This window comes from Mycolicibacterium helvum, from assembly GCF_010731895.1.
GTDB lineage: Bacteria > Actinomycetota > Actinomycetes > Mycobacteriales > Mycobacteriaceae > Mycobacterium > Mycobacterium helvum.
This window is the reverse complement of sequence record NZ_AP022596.1, coordinates 1,928,621-1,944,436: the sequence shown is the minus strand read 5'-3', so window position 1 is coordinate 1,944,436 and position 15,816 is coordinate 1,928,621. Positions and strand designations below refer to the sequence as shown.

Annotated in this window: 12 protein-coding genes; 6 read left to right on the top strand and 6 right to left on the bottom strand. The window is 66.1% G+C overall.

The window, feature by feature from the left end; all coding sequences use genetic code 11:
- Positions 1–67 precede the first annotated feature (67 nt).
- Positions 68–1,252 (top strand): cytochrome P450, encoded by a 1,185-nt coding sequence (locus G6N38_RS09030; RefSeq protein WP_163747219.1) that lies wholly within the window; start codon positions 68–70, stop codon positions 1,250–1,252.
- On the opposite strand, the gene G6N38_RS09025 is transcribed toward G6N38_RS09030, so the two are convergent.
- Together G6N38_RS09025 and G6N38_RS09020 are read right to left on the bottom strand one after the other, a co-directional pair.
- Complete coding sequence (locus tag G6N38_RS09025; protein WP_163747218.1) at positions 1,249–3,009, bottom strand: sulfatase-like hydrolase/transferase; 1,761 nt, start codon at positions 3,007–3,009, stop codon at positions 1,249–1,251. The genes G6N38_RS09030 and G6N38_RS09025 overlap by 4 nt on opposite strands.
- A gap of 1 nt (position 3,010) precedes the next feature.
- Positions 3,011–3,472, bottom strand: coding sequence for an SRPBCC family protein (locus G6N38_RS09020; protein ID WP_246227804.1), 462 nt, complete (start codon positions 3,470–3,472; stop codon positions 3,011–3,013).
- Between the two features lie 66 nt (positions 3,473–3,538).
- Here G6N38_RS09020 and G6N38_RS09015 point away from each other — a divergent pair, with 66 nt between their 5' ends.
- Positions 3,539–4,138, top strand: coding sequence for a GNAT family N-acetyltransferase (locus G6N38_RS09015; protein ID WP_163747216.1), 600 nt, complete (start codon positions 3,539–3,541; stop codon positions 4,136–4,138).
- On the opposite strand, the gene G6N38_RS09010 is transcribed toward G6N38_RS09015, so the two are convergent.
- Genes G6N38_RS09010 through G6N38_RS09000 form a run of 3 tightly spaced genes read right to left on the bottom strand, consistent with a single transcriptional unit; the run spans position 4,105 to position 7,072 of the window.
- Positions 4,105–5,265 (bottom strand): acyl-CoA dehydrogenase family protein, encoded by a 1,161-nt coding sequence (locus tag G6N38_RS09010; protein ID WP_163751889.1) that lies wholly within the window; start codon positions 5,263–5,265, stop codon positions 4,105–4,107. The genes G6N38_RS09015 and G6N38_RS09010 overlap by 34 nt on opposite strands.
- Complete coding sequence (gene mbtM, locus G6N38_RS09005) at positions 5,250–6,800, bottom strand: long-chain-fatty acid--ACP ligase MbtM (RefSeq protein WP_163747215.1); 1,551 nt, start codon at positions 6,798–6,800, stop codon at positions 5,250–5,252. The genes G6N38_RS09010 and mbtM overlap by 16 nt, the downstream gene beginning before the upstream one ends.
- Positions 6,797–7,072, bottom strand: coding sequence for an acyl carrier protein (locus G6N38_RS09000; protein ID WP_163747214.1), 276 nt, complete (start codon positions 7,070–7,072; stop codon positions 6,797–6,799). The genes mbtM and G6N38_RS09000 overlap by 4 nt, the downstream gene beginning before the upstream one ends.
- Before the next feature lie 135 nt (positions 7,073–7,207).
- Here G6N38_RS09000 and G6N38_RS08995 point away from each other — a divergent pair, with 135 nt between their 5' ends.
- The 4 genes from G6N38_RS08995 (at position 7,208) to G6N38_RS08980 (ending at position 13,156) form a co-directional block, all read left to right on the top strand.
- Positions 7,208–8,065: a sugar phosphate isomerase/epimerase family protein gene (locus G6N38_RS08995; protein WP_163747213.1), complete on the top strand. Its 858-nt coding sequence runs from the start codon at positions 7,208–7,210 to the stop codon at positions 8,063–8,065.
- A gap of 353 nt (positions 8,066–8,418) precedes the next feature.
- Positions 8,419–9,951 carry a hypothetical protein gene (locus G6N38_RS30995; protein WP_163745675.1) on the top strand — a complete coding sequence of 511 codons (1,533 nt, stop codon included), beginning with the start codon at positions 8,419–8,421 and terminating at the stop codon, positions 9,949–9,951.
- Between the two features lie 168 nt (positions 9,952–10,119).
- Entirely contained in the window at positions 10,120–11,913 is a 1,794-nt protein-coding gene (locus G6N38_RS08985; protein WP_163747212.1) for a flavin-containing monooxygenase, read from the top strand.
- Positions 11,914–11,917: 4 nt separating this feature from the next.
- The gene (locus G6N38_RS08980) at positions 11,918–13,156 is read left to right on the top strand and encodes a cation:proton antiporter (RefSeq protein WP_163747211.1); all 1,239 of its coding nucleotides are present in this window, start codon (positions 11,918–11,920) and stop codon (positions 13,154–13,156) included.
- On the opposite strand, the gene G6N38_RS08975 is transcribed toward G6N38_RS08980, so the two are convergent.
- Positions 13,153–15,795 carry an alpha/beta hydrolase gene (locus G6N38_RS08975; RefSeq protein ID WP_163747210.1) on the bottom strand — a complete coding sequence of 881 codons (2,643 nt, stop codon included), beginning with the start codon at positions 15,793–15,795 and terminating at the stop codon, positions 13,153–13,155. The two genes, G6N38_RS08980 and G6N38_RS08975, sit on opposite strands and share 4 nt — an antisense overlap.
- Between the last annotated feature and the right edge of the window lie 21 nt (positions 15,796–15,816).

The window sequence follows — 15,816 nt, the reverse complement described above, 5'->3', positions numbered from 1 at the left end:
CCCGAGTTACTGTATGACGAAATCGTCACATACGACGGAATGCTCAGTCAAGGTGAGGGGCGGACGAATGCGCCAGCTTCGCGATGCCGCGGAATATCGAGCCGATATCTATGCCCGCAGTGCGATCAGCGATCCCTACCCGCACTATCGACGGCTGCGCCAGATCGGGCCGGTCGTGTGGCTGCCCCGCCAGCGCGTCTACGCGCTGCCTCGCTACGCCGAGTGCAAAGCCGTGTTACGCGACGACGCGGCATTCATCTCTGGCAACGGAGTTGCGCTCAACCGGATCAGTAACCGGTTTTCCCGAGGCACCACGCTCAACAGCGACGGTGCCGAACATGAGCGGCGCCGCAAACTGGTGGCGCACCGGTTGTTACCCCGTGCGCTGCGGTCCATCGCCGACACTGTCGACCGGCTTGCCGAGGAGGTCGTCGACGCCGCGGTGGCTCGCGGCGAGATCGACGGCGTGGAGTTGGCCTCGGCGCTTCCGCTGGCTGTCGTACCGGATCTGGTGGGTTGGCCCCGTGACCAACGGCGACACCTGATCGACTGGGCCGGAGCGACTTTCGATGCACTCGGCCCGCTGAACAGGCAGGCGGTCAGGTCGGTCGTCGGGACGGCGCAAATGTTGCGGTTCGCCCGTCGCGTCGTTCGCCGGCGTACGGTGCTCGACGGCAGCATGGCGCATGAACTGCTGGCCGCCGCGGACGAAGGCAACCTGGCGCTTGAGGAATGTCCGCCGCTGCTGGTCGACTACATCGCACCGTCATTGGATACCACGATTAGCGCGATCTCCAATGCGCTACACCTGTTCGCCGCGCACCACGATCAGTGGCAGTTGCTCAGGGCCGAACCACACCGGATCCCCAACGCCATCAACGAGGTGATCCGCTATGAGACACCACTACGCGCGTTTGCCCGCCAGACCCGCGAGGACACCGGCATCGCGGGGATGGTCCTGCCCGCCGGCGCGCGGGTGTTGGTGTTGTATGCATCAGCCAACCGCGACGAGCGCGAGTGGAACCAACCCGAGGTATTCGACATCACCCGTGATGCCGGACGTCACATCGGGTTCGGTCAGGGCGCCCATGCCTGTGCCGGGCAGGGTCTGGCCAGGCTGGAGACGGCGGCGATGCTACGCGCGCTGGTAGCGCGCGTTTCCCGGATCGACCAGCTCGGTCCACCCGTATGGGCGATGAACAACATCATTCGCCGGCACGACCGGCTGCCACTGAAACTGATTGCAGCCTAAGGGAATAACCGGCGCCGCGCTGGCGGCGGCCGCCGCGAGGCATACGGCCACGGGTTGTTTCGTTCGGGCACCGCGTCCGCGCGTACTTGTTTGAGCTGCGTCCGCAGCTGCGCCCTCACGTCGTGCAACTCCGGGTCGGTCCATCGATTGACCGCTTCGATCGGATCGTCGGTCAGGTCGTAGAGCTCCCACTGATCGTCGAGCGGGCTGGTTCGGTAGGTCTGTCCGCCCAGGCCATTGGCGGCCAGGTGCCGAACCCCGGGTTCGGTCCAGGTGCCGGGGTCGTCGAATGAACGCACGAGCTTCCACAGGTGATCGTCTACCCGGGTGACGAGCCCCTCGAAGTTCGCCGCAGTATTAGCCGGAATCCGGATGCGCAGCGGTGCAGGCGGATTCACGGTCTGTTTGAGTCGCCGCGCCAGACCGGAGGCTCCTGTGTCACCTTCGAGCATGTTGTCGCGGGTCATGATGTACACGGCGCGGCGTTCGTCATCGGGTGCCCCGTCGACGATCGGCATCAGGTCGCGGCCCGGCAAGAGATGCACTTCCGAGAACGACTCGGAAAGTGTTGCGGCAACGGCGGCTACGTCGATGCCGGCGGCGCCGAGCAAGGTCGGAACCAGATCCACGTGGGAGGTCGGTGCGCTGACCAGGCGCGGCTGGGTCGCACGCGTACCGACCCGCGCGATCACGAACGGCACCCGTGTTGCTTCGTCGTAGAGGTTGAACCACTTTTGATGCAGTCCACCGTGGGCGCCGAGCAGATCGCCATGGTCGGCGGTGCGCACCAGCACGGCATCAGCCGATCCGCCCTCGGTCACCGCACGGCGCACTCGGTCGATCGGTCCGTCCACTTCGGCGTGCAGCCGGTAGTAGAGGTCGCGATAGCGCTGTGCGCCGCGGTCGTACACCTGTTGGATCGCCGGCGCTGGACCGTACCCGGAATAGTAGGCCTCACGGAAGGCGATCTGCGCGGCCGGTTTAGTCCGCAAGTCTTCGGTTGCGGTGGGCGCCGCGGGCACCGGCGGGGGATCCAACGGCGAGAGCGACAGCGGACTTCGGGCCGCCCAGGTCGGAAACAGCACGATGTCGTGCGGGTTGACGAAGCTCGCGACGAGCAGGAACGGTCGCAGTGCGGCGGCGTCACCGGCGCGTCTGCGAGCGTAGCGGTCCTGCAGCCAGGCCACCACCCGATCGGCAATCAGGGGATCGCGACGGAATCCGCTGTTGGCCAGTCCGGCTCCGTGCGGTTCGGGACCGACCCAGCCGGAGAAACCAAACGGCTCCAGCGGGTCGGCGTCCAGATAACGCTGGACCGCGACGGGGTCGACGACACCGTCGTCGTTATTGGTCGCCAGCGGCCGGCCGGTCGCTGGGTCGGTCAGATCGGCGTGGGAAATGTGCCACTTACCGTCGTAGTGGGTGTCGTAGCCCGCGGCGCGAAACCAATTGCCTAGGGTCGGAACTTCTCCGCGCCGCAGCCACCGCATCCGTGAATCGTCGAAGGACTTCCCGATGCCGTCGGTCTGGGTGACGCCGTGCAGGTCGGGATACTGCCCGGTGAAGATCGTCGGCCGGCTCGGTACGCAGGCCAACGAGCCGGTGTAGTGGCGGCCGAAGCTGACCCCGTGCTCGTCGAACCACCGCCGGCCGGTCAATGCCCGCCGCCGCCAGGCGAGGACGTCGCCCGATTCGTAGGGAGGGGTGGCACGCTCCTCGTCGGTCATCACGATGATGATGTCGGGGCGGTCAGACACTTCAGACACGGTGGCCCTCCAATTTTCTCGCCAGTCCGGTGAGCAGTCCGTCGAGCGTCTTGACGCAGGCGGGGGTCACGACACCTTCGACGATCCGTCCCAGCGGGCCGGCGACCGTGATGGTGCTGACCAGCGAGACTGCAGTTGCGCTGGCCGACGGTGTGAGTGTCCAGCGATTGTTCACCCGCAACCAACGGGGAAAGCCTTCGACGTCATAGGCCAGCGTGCTCGGCGGGTCGAACTCGGTGATCCGCTCGACGAGAGTGTTCCGGCCGACCTGAACGCGCCGGGTGGTGGAGACACCCAGGTCTTGTGCCTTGGGGCTCAACAAACAGGAATGGTCCACCTTGTCGGACCACCCGCTGATGGCCCCGAAGTCTGCCAGGACATTCCAAATTGCCTGCGGCTCGGCCGCTACCGCGCGCGTGCGGCGAATCTCGGCCACCGGTTCATTCAACCGCACCCGCGGTCGCGATGTCGGGGATCGGACTCACCGCTGCCGCGGGTCCCTGCGCTACGCTCCCCAACGATGACCGAGCTTGTTCTTGCCCGCGCGCTGACCGACCTGTCCGATGAGGTGGCGGCGGTGCCGGCGCCCCCGGTTCCGAGCGTCGATCCGCCGTACGCGCTGCGGGCCGCGACCGAGTCCGATGCCGCGATGGTCGCCGAGTGGATGAACCGGCCGCACCTGGCGCAGGCATGGGAATACGACTGGCCGGTCGAGCGCTGGCGCAACCATCTCCTGGCTCAACTCGGCGGCTCCTATTCGCTGCCACTCATCGCCAGCCTCAACGGTGTTGACGGTGCGTATCTCGAGATCTATCGGGCTGCAAAGGATTCGATCGCTCCTCGCTATGACGTCGACCCATGGGACCTCGGGCTGCACGCCGCGATCGCCGACGTGGGGGTTGTCAACCGGGGTTTGGCGCCCCGCTTGCTGCCGCGCATCATCGCCAGCCTGTTCGCCATCGAACCGCGCTGTCGCCGTGTGATGTTCGACCCCGACCATCGCAACACGTCCGCGCGGCGGCTGTGCGAATTCGTCGGCTGCCAGTTCCTCGGCGAGCACGACATGTCGAACCGGCGGATGGCGCTCTATTCGTTCGAGCGGCCGACGAACTTGGCGTAGCCGTCGAAGTCGGGCTTGAGCCCGGCGGCGACCAACTCCCACAGCACTTCGTCGGTACCACCGCCGACGCGCGCCAGCTTCATGTCGCGCCACCATCGGCCCAGCGGTGTCTCGTCGACCAGGAATGCCGAGCCGCCGAAGATGTGCAGGCACTCCCCGGCGACCTCCTCGCCCAGTCGCGCGGCGCTGACTTTCAACGCCGCGGCGGTACGCAGGTCGAGGCGGCCTCCCGCGGCGAACCCGTCGAGGGCGTGGCACAGCAGGGACACGCGCGCGGAGAGGTCGGCGATCCGCAGCCGCAGCGCCTGGTGTTCGAAGAGTGTTTGACCGAACTGCTTGCGGGTCATCATGCGTGCCAGAGTGATTCCGATGGCTCGCTCACATGACGCCGCGACCTGTGCAGCTACCGAGACACGTTCGTGGGCAAGACCCCAGCTGATCGCGGCCAGCCCGGTGCCGGAGCGCGCCACGAGTGCGTCCTCGGGTACCCAGGTGTCGATGTGGACTGCCGCGGTCTCCAGCGGTCCGGCACTGAGTTTGCGATAGGGCGGCTGCACATCGACGTTCGCGGTCGGTACCGCGATCAGTGCGACATTGCCGTGCCGGCTCCCGGCGTCGTGGTCGACACTGCGGGCGACCACGATGATGTGATCGGCGATGGGGGACAGCGAGACGAACTTCTTGGTCCCGCGGACGTCGAATCCGCCGTTGCGTTGGCGAATTGTGGTTTCACAGATCTGCAGATCCGACCCGCCCGATTCCTCCGATGCGCCGATGCACAGCACGGCGTCGCCGTCGATGGCCTGCTCGCAGATATCGCGCAGGTAATCGGATCTTGCGAAGCGGCGCAAAATCGCGATTGCCGAGTCGTGCAGGCTGGCTCCGACGGCGATGCCGGCCGACATGAGCTCGCCGAGGGCGGATGCAAGCGCGATGAGCTTGCCGAGGTCGGCATGGGTCTGGGTGGGCTCGCCCCACTTGTGCCGGAACACCCCAGACTTGCCGAGGTGCTCGATCAGCTGCCGCGGGAACCTTTCGCTGGCTTCGGCATCCGCGGTCCAGAGTTCGACCTGCCTGTCGAAGGTGGTGTCCAGTAACTCGGCGAACTCGGTCACGCATTCACCGATTCCAGCTGGCTCTGCACTTCCAGGCGGCGCAGCTTGCCCGACGATGTCCGGGGCAGTGCCCCGGGTGCCAGCAGCATGACGGTGGCCGGTGCGACACCACACACCGCGGCCACCCGTTGGGTCACCGCGGCGCGCGCAGCGGCTTCGTCGCGGCCGCGGAATTCGGCGGCCACCACCAGTCCCGGACGCGGCGAACCGGGCGGGGTGCCTACGGCTACCACCGCACCCTCACGTACGCCGGGAATCTCGGCGACGACGCGTTCGACTTCGTTGGGGAAGATGTTGCGCCCGGCAATCCAGATGATCTCTTTGGCGCGCCCGCAGACGACCAGGCCGTCATCCGTCAGATAGCCGAGGTCTCCTGTGGGGAACCAGCTCTCGCGATCGATCGGATCCTCGCCGAGGTAGCCGCTCATCAGCGAGGTTCCGCGAATCTCGATCTGCCCGATGCCGGGCGGGGCGTTGTCGACCGGCACGCTACGGATCTCCATACCTTCGATCGGCGGCCCGAGAAGTGCCTGCCGCTGCCGGCCCGTCGGGCCGTCGACTTCGTCGATCAGGAGTCCGGTCCCGGCGGCCGGCATGGTGGCCGCGCAGACGGACTCGGCCAGACCGTAGGCGGGCGCGGCAGCGGACGCGTGAAACCCGAACGGCGCCATGGCGGTTGCGAATCGGGCAAAGCCATCACAGTCGATCGGCTCGCCACCGTTGATCGCGATCCGAACACTGCTGAGGTCGACATCGCTGACTCGGCTGGCGTACTTGCCGATCAGGTTGTAGGCGAAGTTCGGGCCAGCGGTGATTGTGGCGCGGCTCTCGGAGAGCCACTTCAGCCAGCGGAACGGCGATGCCGCGAACGCCGCAGTGGGTGCCAGCCAGAGCTGGATACCCGCGAGCGCGGAGGTGACCAGGCAGGTCAGCCCCATGTCGTGGTAGAGCGGTAACCACAAACAGCCCGTGTCGCCGGCGGCGTTCACACCCAATCGCTGGATCAATCCGCGGGCATTGCTGAGCACCGAGTCGGGCGACAGCATGGCGGTGCGGGGATAACCGGTAGATCCGGCCGTCCCCTGCAGAACCGCGACGTCGGTGTTCGCGGCCACGACCGTGCCGGCCGGATAACGGTTGATCTCGGCGACATCGCGCACGTTCACCGACGAGTTGTCCTCGAGCAACATGTTCAGTTCTGCGCCGTGGCTGAAAGCCGCGCCAACGCCGATGTCATGGAAGCGTCCTAGCGTGGCGGTCGCCCACTGAGCCGGATCGGCGCCGCGGGTCATGGTCGGCAGGATGGACACGCTTCGGCCGGAGATCATCGCCCCGAAGAGGGCGGCGACCAGTTCGATCGTCGGTTCACCGACTAGACCAATTGCGCCGCCGCCGGTTTCGTCAATCAGTGCCGCGGCCTGCTGGGCGCGGGTGTGCACTTCAGACCACGGGTGTCGTTGCCAGGTGTCGGTCTCGCGGTCGAGGACAACCAGGTCGGTCGTCGACGACGTCATCGACTCACTGAGTGCCGCTGCCAGCGCGTTCATCCCCGTGCTTCCACCGATGTCGCCGACCCGGCAGCTTTCTTGTTCCGGATCGCGGTGTCGAGGTCGCCGAGTGTGTTGCAGTTCAGCAACTCTTCCTCTGACAACGCGACGCCGAGCTTTTCCTCGATGGCGACCATGCCGACTGCGAAGGCCACCGAATCGAGTCCGACCTCATCGATCAGGTGGGACGCCGGGGTGAACCGTGAAACGTCGATCTGGAGATCTTCACGCAAGATGCTCGCAAGCTCGCCACTGATCATCGATGAGTCCATGGCTCGGAACAGTACGTCATGAGATATGGTAAGGCTACCCTTACCATGACCACAGGTAGCCCCCAATTTCCGGCCCGGTTGTCCGACAATGGCACCGCCGGCGACCACGGGAGGTGTTGGGGACGAGGAGTATCCATGGTTGGACCCAAAGTTGACGTCGCCGACGCCACACACCCGATCGCGTTGGCGCCGCTCACGGTGCTCGAGCTCGGGCCGGCGGAGATGGTCGACTGCGCCGCGCAGGCGGGTTTCGACGCCGTCGGCCTGCGCCTGATCCGGGCCACCGAGGCCGAGCCCCTGCGCCCGACGATCGGTATGACCCCGCTGGTTCGCGAGACCCGCCGTAGGCTCGACGACACCGGGCTGGCTTTGATCGATATCGAAGTGCTGCGCCTGACACCTCAGACCAGGATTCGGCACGACTTCGCGGCCTTCATCGAGACCGGTGCCTACCTTGGCGCCAGCCAGATCCTGGTTACGGGTAACGATCCCGATCACGCGCGCCTCGCCGATCATCTGGCCGAACTCGCCGATCTGGCAGCCGATTACGAGTTGACACCGAACCTTGAACCGATGCCGTGGACGGATGTCGCGAACCTGCAGCAAGCCGCAGCGATCGTCGCGCGCGCCGCGCATCCCAATATTGGGCTGTTGGTCGACGCCCTGCACTACGACCGGGCGATGAACACTCCCGCCGATCTCGACGTATTGCCTGCCGCATGGATTCGTTACGTCCAGATCTGTGACGGCGTGCCCGAGCGGCCCACGACCGTCGAGGCGTTGCGATACCAGGGTCGCAACGCGCGGCTTTTCCCTGGCGCCGGGAACATCGACCTGGTGGCGATGCTGCGTGCGTTACCGCGCGACATCCCGGTCAGCGTCGAGTCGCCGGTGCTGTGGCAGGCGCCCGCCATCGATCGCAGCCGTGCGGCGCTGCGGGGCGCGCGTGAGGTCCTCGAACTGGCATACGCCGACTGCCGCCATCTGGCCTGAGATCGTCTAGCGGAACCTGTTATGCAGCAAGCTCTTCTGCTGCGAAGACGTGAGCTGACCCGAAAGTGGGGAATCGGAGTCTTTGGAAGTTTTTTCCAGCGGCCGTCGGCTCCACTCCGAGGTGGCGCGATGGCCTGTCACTTACCCTCCTTGACCTCGGGCTTTCGGACGAGGAATCAGTCTGGCGCCGGGGCCGGTGGCGATGGAAAGCGAGCAAAAACGCGGTCTGGTCGCCAGACGTAGGTATTGACCCGGATGGAAGTGGATCCAAAGATGATGCTGCCTTTCTCTCAGGAAACGCACAGAACCAGCGCCTGCCCTAGCGGCCAGGCCGTAAATTGCAAAGGGATTGTATGAACGCGAAGGTCGGATATCGCAGGGCCGCAACGCATTCCACTCAGAAGCACGTGACGACGACGGGGGTCGCCGGGGCGGCGCTGGTCGGACTCTTCGCGTTGGCGGCGGCCGCGGCCGCGACCGTGCTTGACGAGCCGACGGCGGTTTCGGCTCAGAGCGTCCAGGTGAACGAGATTCGACTCGTCTCCTGCGAGACCAAGGGCGGCGTTGCCGATCCGGGTTGCTCGTCGGCACCCAGCGCCGCCAGCCTGGTGAAGGCTGACGCCTCCAAGTCGGTCCTGGCCACTGCTGTTGGTGTCAACGGCTGGCTGGTCGGTAACGGCGTCGACGCCGCCTCGGATTGCGTGGGCGCCGCGTGCAACGGTGGCAATGGTGGTCTGCTCTTCGGCAACGGTGGCGCCGGCGCCAACGGTGGAAACGGCGGCAACGCAGGCTGGTTGGGCGGCAACGGCGGTAACGGCGCTGCCGGCGTGAATGCCGTTTACAACCAGGACGGCACGCTCGTCTCGGCGGCCACCAACGGCGGCAACGGCGGCAACGCGGGGCTGTTCTCCGGCAATGGCGGTAATGGCGGCGCAGGTGGCACGGACACCAACACCAGCGCCGCGGGCGATAACGCAAATGCGGTGGGCGGCAACGGCGGTAAGGGTGGCGATGGCGGATCCCTCGCGGCGCTGAGCGCCTTGGCGGGCGGCACGGGCGCCAGCAAGGCCGGCAATGGTGGCGCGGGCGGTGCCGCTTCGTCGGTGAACGGCAATGCCACCGGCGGCAACGGCGGTAATGGCGGCACCTCGCTGTGGGGTCTGCCGACTGAAGGCGCTCCCGCCGAGTACGGGCCAGGTGCTGGCGGTGCGGGCGGTTCCGCATCGGTCGGCCTGGCCGACGGAACGGGCGGAACCAGCAGCCAGACCGCCACCGGCGGTAAGGGCGGCTCGGGCGGTTACGCCATTCTGTCCGGCGGCAACACACCCGACGTTGTTGGCAATGGTGGCAAGGGTGGCAATGCCACTGCCTACCAGGACGGCCAGGCGGTCGGTGGCGCCGGCGGCACCGGGGGCAGCCGCTTCCTGGCTCGCAGCTCCAACGGTGGTTCCGGTGGTAGCGCGACCTCGGAAGCCGGCAGTGCCACCGGTGGCGCGGGTGCCGCGGGCGGCAGCAGCGGTCTGTCGGGCCTCGGCGGTCGCGGCGGCACCGGCGGCAGCGCGAAATCGACCGAGGGCGGCAACACCACCGGCGGTCGCGGCGGCAACGGCGGTAACGGTGGCGCCATCGGCGGTAACGGTGGCGCGGGCCGCAACGGCGGCAGCGCAACGGGCGGAAACGCCCGCGGTGGCAACGGCGGTACCGGTGGTAGTGGCGGGACGTCGGTCGGCGCGGGCACCGGTGTCGGTGGCAACGGCGGCAGCGGCGGCAGTGCCACCGGCGGTGCGGGCAAGTCCAGCACCGGCGGCAACGGCGGCTCGGGCGGCAGCGGTAGCGGCGGTACCGGCAACCAGGGCAACGACGGCACCTCGAGCAACAGCGCTTAGCGTTCCACGGCTCGTCACGCATTGACGCGGGTACGGGTTCCGGCTGTGTACAGCCGGGGCCCGTACCCGTTGCCGTTTCACGGCAAGGGGTAGCCCCCCAAATCAAGTTAGCCTCCCCTAATATTTCTGCGGGGTGCGCTGGTCCACGTAGGTATGTCGGAGGTATTCATGAAGGTCTGCGTCGTCGGGGCAGGTCCGTGTGGGCTCACGACCGTCAAGCAGCTCCTCGACGAGGGCCACGACGTCGTCTGCTTCGACAAGAACCCCGATATCGGCGGCATCTGGCTTCGCTACGACGGTGACGGCGACACGATGAAGGCCTACGACGACCTGTATCTGACCATCTCGATGAAGCTGATGGCCTACTCGGACTACCCGTTCCGCGGGGAACGGAAGTTCTACTCGCGGGGCGAGTACTTCGATTACCTCCGCGCGTACACCGATCGGTTCGGGCTTAGCGAGCGCATCCGATTCGGCAGCGAAGTCACCAATGTCAAACGGGTTTCCGATCGTTGGGTCGTGTCGGTGCGCCGCGACGGCGTCGACTCCAAGGAGCCGTTCGACGCGGTGGCGGTGTGCTCCGGGCCGTTCAAGACGCCCAACCGGGCCATTGCCGGACTCGAGGACTTCACCGGCGAGATCGTGCATTCCTCGGAGTATCGAAACAGCGACCGCTTCCGCGGCAAGCGTGTCCTCATCGTCGGTCTGGCGGAGTCCGGTGCCGATATCGTCCGTCAGATCGGCGATGTCGCGAGTGCTTGCACGCTGTCCATCCGGTCCTATACCTACCTGTTGCCACGAGTCTCAGACCGCAACCGAACGACCGATCACGGTACCGTCCGGGCGCACCACCATGAGATGTACCGGCGCGCCACCACCTACCCACTTGAGCTCGAATCATTCTGGGGGCGAGACGCACTCGCGAAGGCGCTCTTCCTGGTTATGTCGGTGATCTATGGGTTCGCCGCGTCGGTGCTCGGCGCGTTCGGTGCGAACAGGAAGGGTGCCGAGCCGGCTGTCAATCCGATGGGCCAACCCATCGATCCCGCGAGACTCGATGTGGACACGCTCGAGAACGACGTGAACTGGAAGCTGATCGAGACCTGGAATCGTCGCTCCCATCCTCAGGGCAGCTGGAGTCCACGACGCATCTTCTGCAAGAACGTCAGTTTCATTCCTTCCATCGCCGATGGCCGAGTCACGTTGAACGACGCGGGAATCGCATCGTCGGTCGGCAACCGGGTCGTCTTCGCGGACTCGGCAGCCGGTGAATTCGACACCGTCGTCCTGTGCACCGGGTTCGAGCACGACTTCGGTATTGGAGACCTCCAGGTCAAAGATGGAAATGTCCGCAACCTCTACAAGCACTTCCTTCATCCCGAACATCAAGGGACGGTGGCCTTTATCGGGTTCGTCCGGCCGTTCTCGGGCGGAATACCCATCTGCGCGGAGATGCAGGCCCGCTACTTCGCGCGGGTGTGCAGCGGTACGCAACAACTGCCCGACGACCTCGACGAAGTCATCGGCCGCGAAAGGGAGTGGGAAGAGCACTGGACGGCGTTGAGTCCCCGCCAGACCGAGTCCATTCCGTCGCAGGTGATGTATTTGGATTCGCTCGCCCGTGAGATCGGCTGCCTCGTTCCGATGCGCAAGATGCTGTTCAACCCAAAGTTGTTCATTCAGCTCTGGTTTGGCAGCTTCAACCAGTCCGGTTATCGAATCGTCGGGCCGCACAACCTTGGTCGGGCAGCCTTGGCCGACCTCTATTCCGAACCCGTCGAGAATAGGCGGGACATGGCGCTACGTCATGTGATCCTGCAGTTGACGCCCCCGTCCGTCCACCCGAAACACTTGATGGGCACACCCTTGACCAAGTGGGCGGACAGCCCGCTTCTGGGCGGCACCTACACCTCGTCGGATACGTCTGAGCCTGCGTTGATGTCGAGCAGAACCGTCGGTTGAGCCGGTGCCGCTCGGTGATGCCCTACAGGGGCTGACCATCCTGGCCGTGATCGTGATCGGCTCGATGATCATCGGAAACCTCTTCAATAGGTTCGGCCAGCCCCGAGTTCTCGGGTCGATCGTCGCTGGGATCGGGGTGGGTACCGCGCTGGCCGCTTGCCCGGCATCCGTTCGCGGGGCGCTCATTCCGACGACATCGCGACAACTTCTCGACGCCGTCGGAACCGCAGGATTGCTACTGCTGATGTTCTCCGCGGGCAATGAACTACGGCGTTTCGGCAAGTTGGGTGACACGTCGATCGGCTGGCGCGCTGCGCCGTGCATACTCATTCCGATCACCGCGTCGGTACTGGCGGCGTGGCTGTTCGCCGGTCGCCTCGGTGTACCAGATCACCACGAGACCTACGGCTGGGTGTTCGTCGGCATCGCGCTGGGTATCACGGCGGTACCGGTCCTGGTGCTGATCATCAAAGACCTGGGTATCGGGCTATTGCCGGTCGCACAGGTGGCGCTGCGCATCTCGGTCGCCACCGACGGGTTTGCCTGGATCTTGGTGACTGCCTTGGTGGTTATCTCGCACGCCACCGCGATGTCACCCAGGACCCTCGCGGTCGGTGCAGTGCTGTTAGTGGTGGTTGTGTTCGTCATTCCGCGGATCGTCCCTCGAATCACATCGCTCAGTCAGGGCGGCGCGCTCGCCGGAATGATGGCGGTCTCCGCACTCATCGGCGCCGCCGCGACGCAACTCCTGGGATTTCATCCGGCGATCGGCGCCGTGATTGCGGGCTTCTCCTTCCCTGCGGCCCTGGCCGAAGCGTCCTCGGGCCGAGGCTTCACCTCGGTCGTCAATGTGTTGTGGCCGGCGTTCTTCGTCAGTATCGCGATGTCAGTTCCGTTGCAGGCGCTGCATGACCTGGCGAGCTGGGAGGGATTGTGGTGCGGAGCGGTCCTGGCGACCGTGGCCTTCGGCTCGAAACTGTCGGCGGGCTTCGTATTCGGGGCGATCAACAGGTGGCCGTGGCGGTCGTCGGCCAAGTTGGGTGTGCTGCTGGATTGCCGCGGTGTCACCGAGATCGCCATCGCCTCGGTCGGTTTCCAGGCGCGCCTGATCAGTCCGTTCGCCTTCGCCATGCTGTGCGGGCTGGCGATCGCCACGACCGCGGCGACCGCGCCGCTGTATCGAGCACTGGGAACCGAGGTCACCGAGACCCGGGAAACGAAGGAAGTCGCTGAAGCCGCCTAGGCACCCGATCTGCGGGCGGCGACGATCAAGTCGACAACATCGCCGATATGTGGTGCTCGGACGATCGAGTGGTGATCGCACTCCAGAACCTGAGAGTCCAGCTGGCCGGTAAGGATTCGCTGCCACAGCCGCGGATCGTCGGTGTTGAGATGGCTGCGGATGAGCAGTGCTCGACCAGCCCATGGTGCGGGCCGGTGCCGGAATGCGGCGATCATACCGACCTCTTCGATGGCCCGCGTCTTGCGGTCGTAGTCGGCGGAAAACAGTCCGGCCAGCGGAACCGTCTTCTGCCGCTCCCACCACGTCCCGAGCCCGTTGGCGTCATCGGTCTGCAGCGTCACGGTCGCGTCCGGCAGATCCTGGCGTGCGTCCCACGCCACCCGGGGTGACAGCCAGGGGTCCAGCATGACGACCAGGTCGACACTCTCACCGTCGGCCTGCAGCGCACGTGCCGTCTCCAGTGCGATATGCGCACCGAGCGAATGGCCCACCAGCGTGTAGGGCCCGTGCGGCTGAATGCGGCGTAGGTCGGCCCAATGTCGTTGCACGGCGCGCGCTATCGACCAATCGGGCATCGCGCGTCCGGCGAGCCCGCTTGGTTCGAACGCGTAAACCGCGGTCTGGCTCCCGATATGCTCCGCCAGCGGAACAAAGCACAACGCGGAGGCGCCCGCGCCGGTGAAGCAGAACAGGGGAGTGTCTGCAGTCTCGGCAGACAATGGCCGCAGCGGCGTTGTGGTCGGCTTCAGCTGCCGTGGGTCGGCCGTTCTCGGGGCGCGCTGCTGGGTCGTGGCAATTTTCTCTGCGAACGCGGCAAGCGTTGGTGCACTGGCGAGATCGGTGGGTTTAAGGACGATGCCGTGCGATTCTCGGAGCGTGACCAGCATGTGTGCCACCGACAGCGAATCACCGCCCAACGCGTAGAAGCTGTCGGTGCGGCCAACGCGTGGTACGCACAGCACTTCCGCCCACAGTTTGGCGGCCACCGATTCGTGGACGCCGCGGGGTGCTTCGAACGCAACCTTCGTCGGTGTCGGCAGCGCCATCCGGTCGACCTTGCCGCGGTCACCGCGTGGCAGCATCGCCAGTATCTCGATACTGGCCGGCACCATCCACGGCGGCAGGTCCCGATGCAGCCGCGCGCGCAGTTCAGCAGCTGACGGCGTCCGTTCGGTGGTGCTGGGCGCGACGTAGGCGGTAAGCGACGGTGTGCCAGCAGAATTGGCCACGACGGCGACTTCGCGGATATCGTGGTAAGACGCCAGCGTTGCTTCGATCTCGGCCGGCTCGACAAGGTAACCACGGATCTTCACGGTGTTGTCCGCGCGGCCCGAGAGCACCAGGTTGCCGTGTTCATCCCAGCGTCCGACATCACCCCCGACATACGTCGTCGCGTCGCCGTTGCGGGTGAAGGTGGCTGCGGATGCTGAGGCGTCCAGATAGCCGGGACCCAGGTACCGGGACGTGATGGATACGATCCCGTCCTCGTTGACGTCGATCTTCTTGTGTGGCGCGGCGATTCCCACCGGAACCACACCGCGCGGCAGCGGTGCCGTTGGCGGGATGTCATGACTGGCGATGGCCAGCGTCTCGGTCGAGCCGACCCAGTTGGTGATCACCGCGGTGGGCGCCAATTCCCTGGCGAGCCTGACGTGGCGCGCCTGGATGGGCTCACCGGTGGTGACGATCCGTCGGACGTCCGAGAACGTGCCGCCCTCGGCCGCCCTGTGCAGGGCGTCCACAAACGACGGCGTGCAGGTGATCACCTGGGCCCGGGACTCCTTGATGCGGTCGAACGCCTCCCGGGCGCTGTGTTCGCGTGGGTCCACGGCGATGATCTCAGAGCCGCCCAGCAGCGATCCGATCAGGACGTTGAGTCCGCCGGCAAAACTGATCGGCATGCACAGCGCCACCTTGCAGCCGTCGGCGAGGCCGAACCGGTCGTTCAACAATTGAGCGTCAGCCAGCCACAGGCCGTTGGTGTGCAGCACGGCTTTCGGTGACCCGGTGGAACCCGACGTGAATTGGATGCTCGTGACGTCGTCGGTGTCGGTGTCGGCGCCGAGCGTGCTGGTCGCGGACCGCGCGTCGCATCGACCATCTGCTGATACCTCGACGGGCACCACCTCGTAGTCGTGGTCGGTGAGGATGGCCGCGATCGTCTCCGCGCGGTTGCGGGGTAGCTCCGGGTCGAGCATCACCACGATGGTTCGGGAGGCGATGAGGCCGAGGATGGTGGCAACCGTCGCAGGTGTGAGGGCAGCCGGTATGACGGCAGCACGTGGTGATTCGCCGCGCGGCACAGCGTCTTCCCGCACGGCGCATGCTGCGGTGAACAGCTCACCGTAGGTGACCGCCTGCGTCGCGGTATGCAGCGCCACCCGATCGGGGTGCCGGGCTGCCGTCGATTCGAAGTGTGCTGCCACGGAGCGATATTCGAGCGGACGTTCGGGCGGGACCGGGCCCGGGGGCGCAGTGCAGTCGGGCGTTACGCCGACGTCGCTGGTCGGGCGCAGGGTGCGACGCTGCCAGACCTGAGTCGCCGTGACGGCGACGGCCCCTGCGGCAACCAGTGGCAGGCCGATCCGCAACAACCGTGCCGTGCTCGAATCACTCGGCAACGTGGATCCGACGGTCACCCTGGTGTACGGCGCTGAACC